The organism is Oceanobacillus halophilus, from assembly GCF_003628505.1.
Taxonomy (GTDB): domain Bacteria; phylum Bacillota; class Bacilli; order Bacillales; family Amphibacillaceae; genus Oceanobacillus; species Oceanobacillus halophilus.
The window spans coordinates 747,313-762,050 of record NZ_RBZP01000001.1 but is presented as its reverse complement, the minus strand read 5'-3'; the positions used below and the strand labels follow the sequence as shown (position 1 = coordinate 762,050).

Below are 14,738 nucleotides of genomic sequence, written 5' to 3'. Positions count from 1 at the left end.
AATATGAATGAATAATCATTCATTTCATTAGTTTGTTGTTAGTTAGGAGAAAAAAATGAGAACGAATAAGCCGAAATATCATCAGATTATAGAAGCAGCGGTGAGAGTCATCGCTAAAAATGGCTTCCACGGTTCACAAGTTTCAAAGATTGCCAAAGAAGCAAGAGTAGCCGATGGAACAATATATCTCTATTTTAAAAATAAAGAAGATATTCTTATTACCATGTTCAAAGAAAAAATGGGACAATTTATAGAGAAAATCGTAGAGCAGACAAGTAAGAGGGAATACGCAGATGAGAAGCTGTTAACCCTTATTGAAATGCATTTTGGTCAGCTTTCCAAAGATCATGATTTAGCTATTGTCACTCAATTAGAACTCAGGCAATCTAATTACGATTTACGTTTAGAAATTAATAATGTTCTAAAACCGTACCTATCGGTAATTGATGATATTCTGAAAGAGGGAATAGAACAAGATATTTTCCGGGATGATATAAAGATAACGCTAGTAAGACAGATGATTTTTGGAACGTTGGATGAGATCGTAACGAACTGGGTAATGAAAGAATGCAAATATGATTTATTAGAAGAAATTCCACTTGTGCATCAATTATTACTTGGTGGAATAGAAAAAATAAAAAAATAAGTTTAAATTTTTGCTTAACTCTATTACAATATAAAGAAAGGGGGATAGAATTTGGAGATATTAAACTTGGAACTCAATAATCATATTGCCTATCTAACGATTCAGAGTCCGCCGGCAAACGCCTTATCTAGTAATCTATTACAAGAATTGGAATTGAAACTTGATAGGATTGAAGAAGAAAATACAGCAAAGGTGGTGGTTATTAAAGGAGAAGGAAAATTTTTCTCAGCTGGAGCGGATATAAAAGAATTCACCTCGCTTCAAGAAGCTACTGGTTATCAGTCGTTTTCTGAAAAGGGACAAAATGTATTTCATAGACTAGAAAACCTTTCCATACCTGTTATTGCAGCTATTCATGGCGCTGCATTAGGTGGTGGTCTTGAACTAGCGATGTCATGTCATATGCGCATTGTTACTGAAAACGCTAAACTGGGATTGCCAGAGCTAACACTTGGGATAATTCCAGGTTATGGTGGGACACAGCGTCTCCCAAGGTATGTAGGAAACGCGAAGGCTTATGAAATGATTTTAACTGGTACTCCAATTTCTGGTAATGATGCATTTTCACTAGGATTAGTTAATAAAGTGGTAACAGAAGATGCCTTAGTTAATGAAACAAATAATTTAGCGAAAAAAATAGCCTCTATGAGTAAACCATCCATAAATGAAATTATGCATCTACTTTCTTTATCTAGGGATGAACAATTGGAAAGAGGTGTAAAAGAAGAAGCAATTTCTTTTGGGAGAGTATTTGCTTCAGAGGATGCAAAAGAAGGGGTACAAGCCTTTATCGAAAAACGAAAACCAAACTTTCGAGATAAATAATATGGTTAGAATAAGGAGGATTTCTATATGAACATTTATGTACTATTAAAAAAGACATTTGATACAGAGGAAAAAATTGTTGTATCAAATGGAGCCATTGAAGAAGATGGTGCAGAATTTATTATCAATCCCTATGATGAATACGCTGTGGAAGAGGCAATTAAACAGCGTGACGAGCATGGTGGAGAAGTAACTGTCGTGACCATTGGGGATGAAGATTCAGAGAAACAATTACGTACTGCTTTAGCTATGGGGGCGGATAAGGCTGTCTTGATTAATACAGAGGAAGATTTGGAAGAAGGCGATCAATTTACGACAGCTAAAATTTTGGAAGCGTTTTTTGAAGATAAAGAAGTTGACTTAATTTTAGCAGGTAATGTTGCGATAGATGAAGCGAGTGGACAAGTAGGACCTCGTGTTGCTGAACTTCTTGATATTCCATATGTTACTACTATTACTAGCTTGTCTATTGATGGTGATACAGTAAATATTGAGAAAGACGTGGAAGGTGACGTGGAAGTTATTGAAACCAAGTTACCAGTACTCGTTACATGTCAGCAAGGATTAAATGAACCTCGTTATCCATCATTACCAGGTATTATGAAAGCTAAGAAAAAACCTTTAGATGAATTAGAATTGGATGACTTGGACATAGATGAAGACGATGTAGAACCGAAGACGGAAACAGTTGACGTATTTTTACCTCCTGAAAAAGAAGCAGGTAGGGTACTAGAAGGTGAATTGCAAGACCAAGTACAGGAATTAGTAACATTACTTAAAGATGAAGCGAAAGTACTTTAATAGGTGGAGAGAAAGGAGAGTATATTATGAGTGATAAAATCTTAGTTATTGCAGAGACAAAAGAAGGGGAATTGCGTAATGTTTCATTTGAAGCAATTGCTGCAGCAAGAAAAATAAAACCAGATGGTGAAATTGTTGGAGTCGTTTGTGCTGATGATGATTTAGAAAATTTAGCTCAAGAACTAATTTATTATGGGGCAGACCGTGCTGTTACTGTAAAACACGAAAAATTGAAATCGTATACATCTGAAGGCTTTGGTCAAGCAGTTCTAGCAGTAATTGATCAAGAATCACCTGATGGAATAGTTATGGGCCACACATCCGTGGGGAAAGATTTGTCACCAAAATTAGCTAGTAAATTGGATACAGGTTTAATCTCTGATGCTGTTGATATTGATGTAGATGGAGATCAGCCTGTATTTACTCGACCAATCTACTCAGGAAAAGCCTTTGAAAAGAAAGTAATTACAAGTGGTTTGCCATTTGTGACAATTCGTCCAAACAATATAGCGGCACTTGAACGTGATGACTCTCTTACAGGAGACATAAGCAGTGTTGATGTAGACATCAAAGACTTGCGCACGATCGTAAAAGATGTAGTTCGCAAAACTACAGAAGGTGTAGATTTATCTGAAGCGAAAGTGGTTGTTGCAGGTGGTCGTGGCGTTAAAAGTGCAGATGGATTTAAGCCATTATACGAATTAGCGGACGTATTAGGTGGAGCGGTTGGTGCTTCCCGTGGTGCGTGTGACGCTGATTACTGTGATTATTCCTTGCAAATCGGTCAAACCGGTAAGGTTGTAACCCCTGACCTATACATTGCGGTAGGGATTTCAGGAGCAATCCAGCACCTTGCAGGAATGTCTAACTCCAAAGTAATAGTTGCCATTAATAAAGATGCAGAAGCTAATATTTTTAATATAGCTGATTATGGAATAGTTGGTGACTTATTCGAAGTTGTTCCAATGTTGATTGAAGAATTTAAAAAAGTTGCTGTTAGCTAAATAAAGAATTAAAGTAGCCTGGTATAGTCTATACCAGGCTATTTTATTTACTAATGATTGTATTTTTGCAATCACTTTGTTTTTTACTAATGCATAAGCAAAGTATTAGGAAGTAAATACTAACGATGATATACTTTATTAAAGTGGTTAATGTATATAAAAGGGAGGAAAAATAAATGGCTATTGAACATGTAACAGATAAAAACTTTGCTGAGCAAACGTCTAAAGGATTGGTTCTAGCTGACTTTTGGGCACCATGGTGTGGACCTTGTAAAATGATTGCACCAGTATTAGAAGAAATTGACGGTGAAATGAGCGAAAAAGTTCAAATCGTTAAATTAGATGTAGACGAAAACCAAGAAACTGCTGGTAAATTTGGTGTTATGAGTATCCCAACGTTACTATTATTTAAAGATGGAAATGTTGTGGACCAAGTAATCGGTTATCAGCCAAAAGAAGCTCTAGTTGACTTAATTAACAAACATGCATAAATAAATAACCACACATAATCCCTTGTTGCTTAGGTAACAAGGGATTTTCTAAGAGAGTTGTTATACCAAACAAAAAGTTTATGTATGATTGGAGAACCTGACCGATCAAAAGAAATTCAATCCATATTTTATATTGTGTTCCAATTCGCATTTTGTATAGACTGTTGATATCCTTAATTCAGAATAGTATTACTCTTGCTCACACTGATGATTATTTTGTGTAGTCATTCGCTCCGGCAGAATACTTCGCTTTCCGCGGGCACGGCCTCAGCCTCCTCGCAGAATACCACTGCTGCGGGGTCTTCGGACACGTGCTTTTCCCGCAGGAGTCTCCGTATTCTGCCTCCGCTTAGTAAGATGACCTAGATTTTTTTGAAGTTATAACTCATGTAATCACGTTAAAGACAGTTGTCATCTGTGAAAACAGCATATTACAATTTAACAAGTAGAGCAGGCAACATAGCGGAAATACACGGAGACTCCTGCGGGAAGAAGAGCATCGGTGAGACTACGTAGTGCGACAGCACGAAGGAGGCTCACCAGCTCCCCGCGGAAAGCGGAGTGTATTTCCGTAGCGAGTATTACGCAGTATTCTTAATTAAATATATTAATAATTTCTATCAACTGCACAACTTCAAAAAGCAACAAACTATACGAAAAGAACCTTAAAGAAATAGCCTTATGAAAGAGCTAAATTTTAAAAGGAATGGAATTAAGAATGAATCGAGTGATTAGTGAAAAATTAGCCGTTTTACCTGCTCAGCCAGGTTGTTATTTAATGAAAGATAAGCATGGAACGGTTATTTATGTGGGGAAGTCTAAAGCTCTAAGAAATCGGGTGCGCTCCTATTTCACAGGTGCACACGATCGGAAAACACAAAGATTAGTTCAAGAAATTGTTGACTTTGAATATGTGGTTACTTCTACAGAGATGGAAGCATTAATCTTAGAGATGAATTTAATTAAAAAATACGACCCTAAATACAATGTGATGTTAAAGGATGACAAATCTTATCCCTATTTAAAAATCACATCCGAAAGACATCCTCGTCTTTTGATAACAAGAAAAGTCAAAAAGGATAAAGGGAAATACTTTGGTCCCTATCCTAATGTTATAGCAGCCAGAGAAACAAAAAAACTTTTGGACAGGCTGTATCCTTTAAGAAAATGTAAGAATCCACCAGGCCGTCCTTGTCTTTATTATCATATGAATCAATGTCTAGCTTGTAGTGAAAAACCTCCATCTACTAGTGAATACAATAAAATTGTTCAGGAAATAACCTCCTTTCTTCATGGTGGTTTTAAGGAAATTAAAAAGAGCTTAACTGATAAAATGTTAGAGGCAAGTGAACAGCTGAATTTTGAGCGTGCAAAAGAATTCCGTGACCAGATACAACATATAGAAGCAGTAATGGAACAACAGAAGATGACATTAAATGACCGTATTGATCGTGATATTTTTGGATATAGTTACGACAAAGGATGGATGTGTATACAAGTATTCTTTGTGAGACAAGGTAAATTAATTGAACGTGATGTCTCAATCTTTCCATTCTTTGATCATCCTGAAGAGACTTTTATAAGTTTTATTGGAAGGTTTTATTTGCATAAACAGCACATAAAGCCAAAACAACTCCTGGTTCCGATTGGCACAGATACTGAGATGTTAAGTGAATTATTAGAAATCGAAGTTCACACTCCATTTAGAGGAAGAAAAAAAGAGCTAGTAGAGTTAGCAAATGAAAATGCCAAGATTGCTGTTAATGAGAAGTTCTCATTAATTGAGCGGGATGAAGAGCGTACAATTGTTGCTGTGGAGAAATTAGGTGAATCCTTAAAGATAGAGACACCACATCGTATAGAAGCTTTTGATAATTCTAATATTCAAGGTACAAATCCTGTATCGGCGATGGTTGTTTTTATCGATGGGAAGCCAAGTAAAAAGGATTATCGAAAATATAAAATTAAAGATGTTGAAGGACCGGATGATTATGAAACAATGAGAGAAGTAATTCGCAGAAGATATTCTAGAGTATTAAAAGAAGGATTGCCACTTCCAGACTTAATCGTTGTAGATGGTGCAAAAGGTCAGATGAGTGCTGCATTAGACGTCTTAGAAAATGAGTTAGGATTGGATATTCCTTTATGTGGGCTAGCGAAAGATGATAGACATCGAACGAGTGAATTATTGTATGGCAACCCCCCATCCGTTGTACCGTTATCTAGGAAGTCGCAAGAGTTTTATCTTGTTCAACGTCTTCAAGACGAAGTACATCGATTCGCGATTACCTTTCATAGACAATTACGCGGGAAAAATCTGGTTCAGTCTGAATTAGATAATATTCCAGGTGTAGGAGAAAAACGACGTAAGTTATTACTTGTTCATTTTAAATCAGTTGAAGAAATCAAAAATGCTAATTTAGAAGAAATTACTAAACTTGGTATTCCTAGTAATATTGCTCGAGATATTCTGGAGCATTTAAATAGCTCAACAGATAAAGAATAAAAAGCTGTCGTTCATTGAACGGCAGCTTTTTATTGGTTTTTCTAGAAGTATTGGCGATGACATAGCATGGAATGATCATTTGCTTTATTCTATCCAAAAGTCATATTAAGTAAGATACATCCAACTTTCCTTTAACTATGTAGGAGAAGTTAAGTATAAAATAAGGATTAGTCAGTAAATATTACTGTAAATTTAACCGTATGAATTTTATGGATAACATCCTCTGTACACTCGCATTCTCTTCCTAGCAGTTGTTGAATAGCCTCTGCTAAAAAACCTGACTCTAACCGAAATTCGGTTTCGAATGGTGCTTGGAGTCTTAAAACCACAGAATCAGCCATTAATTGAAATGTAAGTTCTTTTCGCTTTTCTTTTACTAACTCTAATTCGCCCCATCCCATTTGTTTAAAAGTCTTACACAACGTTTCCATGGAATCTACTTCGAACTTTCTAGCAAGGTCTCTTCCAATAAAATAAAGAAGTGTGTTTGATTCCTTGCCGAGTAATTCAGGTAAACTAATGTATCGTAAGACATCATAGCCAGCACCAGATGTATGTAGATTACTAAGTTGTGAAATCGTAAGTTGTTCTAGTTTCTTTGACATGGATGTCATCCTTTCTTCATCCGTTCCCTCACTTACACTATATTTCCTCAGATACAATCTAAAATACCTTTAAAAAAAGAAGAATTTACTGCAAGTGTCAGGCATAAAATTTGGCTGAACAATCTAAAGATTAGAATGTACGGCTAGAATATATTATCTATTTTATTGTGTAAATTATCAAGTATAGTTGTAAGATTTTATACAGGATAAATTCAAATTATTACTAAATTATTTAAATTTACTGTTTGGTTTTCTTGACGCTTTTTGTAGATAGAAGTACAATTAACTTGTTAAAAGATTGTACAATTGTAAAAAGTAACGCAAGTTTTAATAAAAGCGCTTTACTTTTTTACAGTACACAACCAGACTATTAATCTACTAAGGGGGGATAACCATGGCAGATCAACAACGTGAGTTTTTTTACAGAAGATTACATTCACTTTTAGGTGTTGTACCAATAGGGCTGTTTTTAACTCAACACTTATTTGTGAACCATTTTGCCGTGTATGGTGAAGAAAGCTTTAATAAGGCTGCGGGATTTATGGCAGAACTTCCATTCGTAATTTTATTGGAAATTTTCGTGATTTATCTTCCAATCCTGTATCATGCGGTATTAGGGGTGTATATTGCATTTACCGCAAAAAACAATACGAGCAGATTTAGTTATTTCAGAAACTGGATGTTCCGATTGCAGCGCATTACAGGTATCATTACACTTATTTTTATTGTGTGGCATGTGTGGGAAACACGTGTTCAGGTAGGTTTAGGTAATGCTGAGGTAGAATATAGCCTAATGGAAAATATTCTTACCAATCCATTTATGTTCTGGTTCTACTTAGTTGGAATCATCTCTGCTGTATTCCACTTTGCTAACGGCTTGTGGAGCTTCCTTGTATCTTGGGGAATTACACAATCTCCAAAATCACAAAAGGTTGCAACTTACGCAGTAGTACTTGTGTTTTTAGTTGTTAGTTATCTTGGAGTTAGAACATTAATTCAATTTGCTTATGGAGTTTAATAGATAGAGAGAAAAGGAGAGTGAGTATTAATATGAGTAATCGTAAAGTTGCTGTCGTTGGCGGTGGCTTAGCTGGACTAATGGCCACTATCAAAGCTGCTGAAGCAGGTGTAAACGTAGAACTATTCTCAGTTGTACCTGTTAAACGCTCTCACTCAGTATGTGCACAAGGTGGTATTAATGGAGCTGTTAATACAAAGGGTGAAGGTGATTCACCATGGATTCACTTTGATGACACAGTTTATGGTGGGGACTTTTTGGCAAATCAGCCACAAGTTAAAGCTATGTGTGATGCTGCTCCAGGCATTATACATATGTTTGATCGTATGGGAGTTATGTTTAACCGTACACCAGAAGGCTTATTAGACTTTCGTCGCTTTGGTGGCACGCAACATCACCGGACCGCTTATGCTGGAGCGACAACTGGTCAGCAATTATTGTATGCGTTAGATGAACAAGTTCGACGTTATGAAGTGGAAGGACTTGTTACGAAATATGAAGGATGGGAATTTGTAGGTGCAGTAATTGATGACGATGGTGTAGCCAGAGGAATCGTTGCACAAGACATTAAAACGCATGAAATTAAATCGTTCCGGTCCGATGCAACTATTTTCGCAACAGGCGGACCAGGAATTATCTTTGGAAAATCAACAAACTCGATGATTAATACTGGATCTGCAGCAAGTATTCTTTATCAGCAGGGCGTTAAATACGCTAATGGAGAGTTTATCCAAATTCACCCTACTGCTATTCCTGGGGACGATAAACTTCGTCTTATGAGTGAATCTGCACGTGGGGAAGGCGGACGTGTCTGGACATATAAAGATGGTGAACCTTGGTATTTCCTTGAAGAAAAATATCCAGCTTATGGTAACTTGGTACCTCGTGATATTGCAACACGTGAAATCTTTGATGTGTGTGTCAATCAAAAATTAGGTATTAATGGGGAAAACATGGTTTATCTTGATTTATCACATAAGGATCCAAAAGAATTGGATATTAAACTTGGTGGTATTATTGAGATTTATGAGAAATTCGTTGGAGAAGATCCACGTAAAGTACCAATGAAAATTTTCCCTGCAGTCCACTATTCTATGGGTGGTATGTGGGTTGATATTAATCAAATGACCAATATCCCTGGTATTTTCGCAGCTGGTGAGTGTGATTACTCTCAGCATGGTGGAAACAGACTAGGTGCCAACTCTCTACTATCTGCTGTTTATGGTGGTTCAGTTGCAGGTCCGAAAGCAATTGAATATATTGAAGGGCTTGAAAAACATGCTGAGGATTTATCATCTGAACTCTTTGATTCCAAAGTAAGGGAAGAAGAAGAGAAATTTGAACAGCTTATGAGTATGGATGGCGAAGAAAATGCTTATCAGCTTCATCAGGAACTAGGGGAATGGATGACTGATAATGTAACGGTTGTTCGTGAAAATGAAAAACTGCTCAAAACAGATGAAAAAATTCAAGAATTGCTTCAAAGGTGGGAAAACATTAACATCAATGATACTTCCAATTGGAGTAATCAGGGTGTTATGTTTACACGTCAATTGAAAAATATGCTTCATTTAGCTCGTGTCATTACGCTTGGTGCTTACAACCGTAATGAAAGTCGCGGAGCGCACTATAAACCGGAATTTCCTGAACGTAATGATGAGGAATTCTTGAAAACTACAATTGCTGAATTTGATGCGAAAAATCAAGCGCCAAATTTAAGTTATGAAGATGTAGATGTTTCTTTAATTGAACCGCGTAAACGTGACTATACGACAAAACATTAAAATAGGGGGAGAGAAGTAGAATGGCTGAACAAAAGACTGTTACGTTCATTATAACTCGGCAAGACGGCCCGGATTCTGCTCCTTACGAGGAAACCTTTGAGGTACCTTACCGGACTAATATGAATGTTATTTCTGGGTTAATGGAAATCCGTAAAAATCCTGTGAATGCAAAAGGGGAAAAAACCACACCTGTTCAATGGGATATGAACTGCTTGGAAGAAGTATGTGGTGCTTGTTCTATGGTTATTAATGGGACACCAAGACAATCCTGTGCGGCACTAGTGGATGAATTGGAAACACCAATTCGACTTGCTCCGATGGCTACATTTCCTGTAGTTCGTGATTTAATTGTTGATCGTGAGCGAATGTTTGATGCTTTGAAACAAGTAAAAGCATGGATTCCAATAGATGGGACGCATGATCTGGGGCCAGGACCGCGTATGCCTGAGAAGAAACGCCAGTGGGCTTATGAATTATCTAAGTGTATGACATGTGGGGTATGTTTGGAAGCATGTCCAAATGTAAATGATAAGTCTGACTTTATTGGCCCTGCAGCAATTTCACAAGCACGTTTATTTAATTCACATCCTACAGGGGATATGAATAAGAGTGAGCGTTTAGAAGGTTTAATGGAAGATGGCGGCGTCAGTGGCTGTGGTAACTCACAGAACTGTGTACAGGTTTGTCCTAAAGGCATTCCATTAACAACATCCATTGCTGCAATGAACCGTGCAACAAATATTCAAGCATTTAAAAACTTCTTCGGTAGTGATAATGCTCATTAATTAATAGCTTGAATCAATGAGGCTGTTCAAAGGATTTGTTTTCCTCGTGTTACCAGAGGGACAAAACCACCATGGACAGCCTCTGTTTTGTATAAAGGGGGGATTTTGATGGCAGATTATATTGAAAACATGGAAAAGTGGAAATCGGAATTTGAATTTTGGATTCCCATTAAAATTCGTTTTTCTGAGACTGATATGTATGGGCATGTAAATAATGTTTCTGCATTTATCTATTTTGAGGAAGCGCGAATAGATTTTCTCTATGCAAAAGGACTCCATCATTTGATGGAAGAAGATGGCGGGGCGGTTATGGTTGCCGATCAGCAGTGTGATTATCGTAGGCAAATCTTTTTTAATGAAACCATAAGGCTGTATGTTAAAATTGCGCACGTTGGGAGAACTTCGTTTGATTTGCACTATATGGCTGTAAATGCAAAAGGGGAGGTTGCTCTGACAGGCCGAGGGAGAGTAGTATACATTGATTTGAGTTCTTCTAAACCAAAAGCACTCAACGATAAAATTAGGGAAAAACTATTTAATAAAAAAGCAAAAACCGACTCCTTACAATAGGAGGACGGTTTTTGCTGTTTTACTGGCAAGTGATTACCAGTAAATATTAGATAAGTTAACAAACCGCCTGAAAATAACTGCTGTTTCCAGGGGGTAAAATTAACCAATCTTTAAAGCTTTAATTCCCCCATACGAAGTAGCTCCACTACGGCTTGTGATCGCCCCTTGACTCCTAATTTTTGCATAGCATTTGAAATGTGGTTACGGACAGTTTTCTCTGAAATAAATAATTCCTGGGCAATTTCTTTTGTTGTTTTGTCTTGTACTAACAATTCAAAAACTTCTTTTTCTCGTTTGGTTAATAATTGCTTCGGTTTATACTCGTTGTCCTTCAAATGTTAACCCCTCCTTGCTCTTATAGAGCTGCATGTTGAAGGGAAATTATTTAGTCACTATAGCTTATGTCGGTATGTGAAAATAGTGAGCACATTTATTGGTGAAAAGTCATTTATCTTAACAAATAATAATTCCTGTATCACTTCTTTGGTATAATATGAAAATATGGTAATTTTGTTAGTGTCATTTAACTTCACTGTATAACTTTTAAACTTGTCGGATTTGATAGAAGTTTTGATGTAGTTCACCAACTATCTAGAAAGAAAAATATCTTTACCTTTTAAAAGGGCTGCTTTCTAAAGGCTGTTTCTAATAGATTGTTGCTTTTTTTAAATGACTTTATTTACATTTTGTATAGACTGTGAATTACTTTAATTAAAGATAAATGTAGTGCCTTGTTGATTTCCTCTCCGGGCAGTCGCTTTCCGTAGCGAAGACTAAGCAGTATTCTTAATTAAATTTATTCGGAGTTTCTATCAACTGTAAAACATCCAAAGCAACAAAATATACGATAATAGCCTTTAAAAAACATTACTTAATTTTATTGGTATTAGTAACATGATTCCTTTTGCTTACATACTTTTTAGTAGTTAGTGAACTTCATTTTAGACAACCTAATTAAAGAAACGAGCATCTGCATAAATGAATATGGTAAACTAATGTCTAAGGACATGTAGGAGGGTAATGTAGTTGGATGAATCAACAGAAACAATCATAAAATTAGAAAAGCGGTTGCGTTATATTTCAGGAATGATTAAACAAAATGGAAGAAAAATCTTAAATAATTATCCTATTACACCACCACAGTTCGTTGCACTCCAATGGTTACTTGAAGAGGGTGATCTAACTATCGGTGAATTATCCAACAAGATAAATTTGGCGTTTAGTACTACAACCGATTTAGTGGATCGTATGGAGAGAAACGAACTTGTGGAAAGAATTAAAGATTTAAAGGATAGACGTGTTGTTAGAATACACTTGTTAGAAAAAGGAAAAATAATTATTCATGAAGTGATTGAAAAACGACAAGATTTCTTAGGAGAAGTTTTGGAAAATTTTTCAGTAAATGATAAGGAAGAAATAACAAGATTATTAGATTTGCTTTATGAGCAAATGAAAATAGTGAGTGACAAATAACATCTTAGAAGAGGCGATTTCGTTGGATAAACCAATTGGGGTAATAGACTCAGGTGTTGGCGGTTTGACAGTTGTGCATGAATTGATGCGACAATTGCCAAAAGAAAAGCTTATTTATTTAGGTGATACAGCCAGATGTCCGTATGGCCCCAGGTCAGAAAAAGAGGTAAAAAAGTTTACGTGGGAAATGGTAAACTTTCTTATGGAAAAAGATATTAAAATGTTAGTTATAGCTTGTAATACAGCAACTGCATTTACATTAGCAGAGTTGCAGGAAGAGCTGGATATTCCCGTTATTGGAGTTATACAGCCAGGAGCTCGAGCGGCGATTAAATTTACGCAAAACAATCACGTAGGCGTAATAGGAACGGAGGGTACAATTAATAGTGAAGCATATACACAGGCACTAAAGAAAATAAACGAAAATATACATGTTAATGCGTTAGCGTGTCCTTCTTTTGTTCCTATGGTTGAAAGTGGAACCCTAGCAGGACCTGAAGCGTATTCTGTTGTGGAAGAGACCTTACTGCCTATGAAGAGAAGAAACCATATGGATACACTAATATTAGGGTGCACGCATTATCCTTTAATTAAAGATACTATCCAGGAAGTAATTGGTGAGCACGTAACGATTATTTCATCAAGTGAGGAGACAGCTAGAGAAACAAGTACAATACTCGATGTGCATGGGTTGCTTAGCAATACAGAAATGTCTCCGGTCCATCAATTCTATACAACAGGTGAATTGGATATTTTTATTGAAATTGCAAGAACGATTTTTCAAGAATCCAGTTTTAATATGTTGAAAATAAAAAAGGCAGGTTTAATTAGTAATCAGGATGCTTAATTAGAGCACCTGATTTTTTTATGTCCATTTTTTCTTGGTAGGTCTATTTTTTTAGGAAGGCTCGTATACATAATAGTACAAACCATCGTAGGAGGTATATGCATGGAAAAGAAGGGTGTTATTTTAACAGGTGCTATTACACTATCACTTGTTTTATCAGGGTGCTTTCAAGGGGAACAATCATTAGAGCAGGAAGAAATCGATCCGCCACAAGATGCAGAAGCAGTAGATAATCTGGAAGAAACGACAACGGATAAGGTTTCTGAATCAGCAACAACTGAAACAGAAGAAGGGATGGATGAAGAGGAAACGGTAACAGATATGGTACCGCGGGAGTTATATTTATTAGATAAAAATGGCATGGTAGCAGCTCAGACCCTTGAGCTACCAAATACAGAATCGAACGAAGTGGCTACACAGGTGCTTGAGTATTTAGTAGATGGTGGGCCTGTTTCTTCACTGCTTCCAAATGGGTTTCAGGCTGTATTCCCTGAAGGTACAGAAATTCTCGGACTTAATTTAAAAGAGGATGGGACAATGATTGTGGATGTATCCGAGGAATTTAAGAATTATGAATCAGAAGATGAAGTAAAGATCTTAGAAGCAATGACATTTACTTTAACACAATTTGATAATGTTGACAGGGTTCAACTATGGATTAACGGGCATCAGCAAGATGTAATGCCAGTAAATGGCACGCCTATTGGGAATGGGTATTCCAAAGCAGATGGAATTAATGTCGTACAGTCCGATGTAGTAGATTTATTAAATAGTCAAGCAGTAACGATGTATTATCCAGCAGAACACAATGAGAATCGCTACTATGTTCCTGTAACTCAATACGTAGAAAAAAATGAAGAAAACATGTATAAATCCATTGTTCAAACACTCTTAAAAGGACCAGGATATGATGCAAGTGTGTTGCATGTTTTTAACATGGATACTATGTTAACGAGTGAACCGAAAGTGGAAGATGGTGTCTTGAATTTAATGTTCAGTGAAGAGATTTTAAAAGATAGTGAACAATCCATTATAGCTGACGAAGTAATGGAAACGTTAGTAAGGACATTAACCGAACAAGAAGGTGTGGAAGCCGTTAATATCAAAGTAGAGAACGTCGATCAGCTAGTCAGTGAAAACGGCGAAACCTATGACAAACCAGTGACAAGAGATTCCCTAACACCAACAGAAAAATTATAAAAAAGAGGTCACAGCACCTCTTTTTTCTTTTGACTACTTTTTGTTTTTTAAAGTCTCTTTATAGTCTGCACTAAATTAGATATTTATTCTTAATTAAATACAAAATGTAAGATGAAGTCATGTTAAAAACAACAATCTTTTAGAAATAGCCTTTTTAAAAAGGCTATTTCCGTTGAAGGTATA

At 36.4% G+C, this 14,738-nt stretch carries 15 protein-coding genes; 13 read left to right on the top strand and 2 right to left on the bottom strand.

Annotated features, from left to right (window positions below; genetic code table 11):
• The first annotated feature begins 55 nt into the window (after window positions 1–55).
• From D8M06_RS03895 to uvrC, 6 genes are all read left to right on the top strand, one after another.
• A complete protein-coding gene (locus D8M06_RS03895) occupies window positions 56–646 on the top strand; it encodes a TetR/AcrR family transcriptional regulator (RefSeq protein WP_121203020.1) in 591 nt (196 codons plus the stop codon).
• Between the two features lie 51 nt (window positions 647–697).
• A complete protein-coding gene (locus D8M06_RS03890) occupies window positions 698–1,471 on the top strand; it encodes an enoyl-CoA hydratase (protein WP_121203019.1) in 774 nt (257 codons plus the stop codon).
• A 27-nt stretch (window positions 1,472–1,498) separates the two neighbouring features.
• On the top strand, window positions 1,499–2,272 hold the full coding sequence (locus D8M06_RS03885; RefSeq protein ID WP_121203018.1) for an electron transfer flavoprotein subunit beta/FixA family protein: 774 nt from the start codon (window positions 1,499–1,501) through the stop codon (window positions 2,270–2,272).
• Between the two features lie 26 nt (window positions 2,273–2,298).
• On the top strand, window positions 2,299–3,276 hold the full coding sequence (locus tag D8M06_RS03880) for an electron transfer flavoprotein subunit alpha/FixB family protein (protein WP_121203017.1): 978 nt from the start codon (window positions 2,299–2,301) through the stop codon (window positions 3,274–3,276).
• Between the two features lie 176 nt (window positions 3,277–3,452).
• Window positions 3,453–3,767, top strand: coding sequence for a thioredoxin (gene trxA, locus D8M06_RS03875; RefSeq protein WP_121203016.1), 315 nt, complete (start codon window positions 3,453–3,455; stop codon window positions 3,765–3,767).
• A 718-nt stretch (window positions 3,768–4,485) separates the two neighbouring features.
• The gene (uvrC, locus tag D8M06_RS03870; protein WP_121203015.1) at window positions 4,486–6,273 is read left to right on the top strand and encodes an excinuclease ABC subunit UvrC; all 1,788 of its coding nucleotides are present in this window, start codon (window positions 4,486–4,488) and stop codon (window positions 6,271–6,273) included.
• Window positions 6,274–6,440: 167 nt separating this feature from the next.
• Here uvrC and D8M06_RS03865 read toward each other — a convergent pair whose 3' ends face one another.
• A complete protein-coding gene (locus D8M06_RS03865; protein WP_121203014.1) occupies window positions 6,441–6,878 on the bottom strand; it encodes a YslB family protein in 438 nt (145 codons plus the stop codon).
• Between the two features lie 394 nt (window positions 6,879–7,272).
• Here D8M06_RS03865 and D8M06_RS03860 point away from each other — a divergent pair, with 394 nt between their 5' ends.
• The 4 genes from D8M06_RS03860 to D8M06_RS03845 all read left to right on the top strand — a co-directional run bounded on the left by D8M06_RS03860 (window position 7,273) and on the right by D8M06_RS03845 (window position 11,035).
• A complete protein-coding gene (locus tag D8M06_RS03860; protein WP_121203013.1) occupies window positions 7,273–7,896 on the top strand; it encodes a succinate dehydrogenase cytochrome b558 subunit in 624 nt (207 codons plus the stop codon).
• 32 nt (window positions 7,897–7,928) lie between these two features.
• Window positions 7,929–9,680: a succinate dehydrogenase flavoprotein subunit gene (sdhA, locus tag D8M06_RS03855; RefSeq protein ID WP_121203012.1), complete on the top strand. Its 1,752-nt coding sequence runs from the start codon at window positions 7,929–7,931 to the stop codon at window positions 9,678–9,680.
• 20 nt (window positions 9,681–9,700) lie between these two features.
• Window positions 9,701–10,465, top strand: coding sequence for a succinate dehydrogenase iron-sulfur subunit (gene sdhB, locus D8M06_RS03850; RefSeq protein WP_121203011.1), 765 nt, complete (start codon window positions 9,701–9,703; stop codon window positions 10,463–10,465).
• 108 nt (window positions 10,466–10,573) lie between these two features.
• Window positions 10,574–11,035: an acyl-CoA thioesterase gene (locus D8M06_RS03845; RefSeq protein ID WP_121203010.1), complete on the top strand. Its 462-nt coding sequence runs from the start codon at window positions 10,574–10,576 to the stop codon at window positions 11,033–11,035.
• 110 nt (window positions 11,036–11,145) lie between these two features.
• On the opposite strand, the gene D8M06_RS03840 is transcribed toward D8M06_RS03845, so the two are convergent.
• Window positions 11,146–11,370: a helix-turn-helix domain-containing protein gene (locus D8M06_RS03840; protein WP_010651078.1), complete on the bottom strand. Its 225-nt coding sequence runs from the start codon at window positions 11,368–11,370 to the stop codon at window positions 11,146–11,148.
• A 751-nt stretch (window positions 11,371–12,121) separates the two neighbouring features.
• Between D8M06_RS03840 and D8M06_RS03835 the strand changes: the two genes are divergently transcribed.
• From D8M06_RS03835 to D8M06_RS03825, 3 genes are all read left to right on the top strand, one after another.
• Complete coding sequence (locus tag D8M06_RS03835; protein ID WP_121203095.1) at window positions 12,122–12,508, top strand: MarR family winged helix-turn-helix transcriptional regulator; 387 nt, start codon at window positions 12,122–12,124, stop codon at window positions 12,506–12,508.
• 22 nt (window positions 12,509–12,530) lie between these two features.
• A complete protein-coding gene (gene racE / locus D8M06_RS03830; protein WP_121203009.1) occupies window positions 12,531–13,355 on the top strand; it encodes a glutamate racemase in 825 nt (274 codons plus the stop codon).
• Between the two features lie 102 nt (window positions 13,356–13,457).
• Complete coding sequence (locus D8M06_RS03825) at window positions 13,458–14,555, top strand: GerMN domain-containing protein (protein WP_121203008.1); 1,098 nt, start codon at window positions 13,458–13,460, stop codon at window positions 14,553–14,555.
• The last annotated feature ends 183 nt before the right edge of the window (window positions 14,556–14,738 follow it).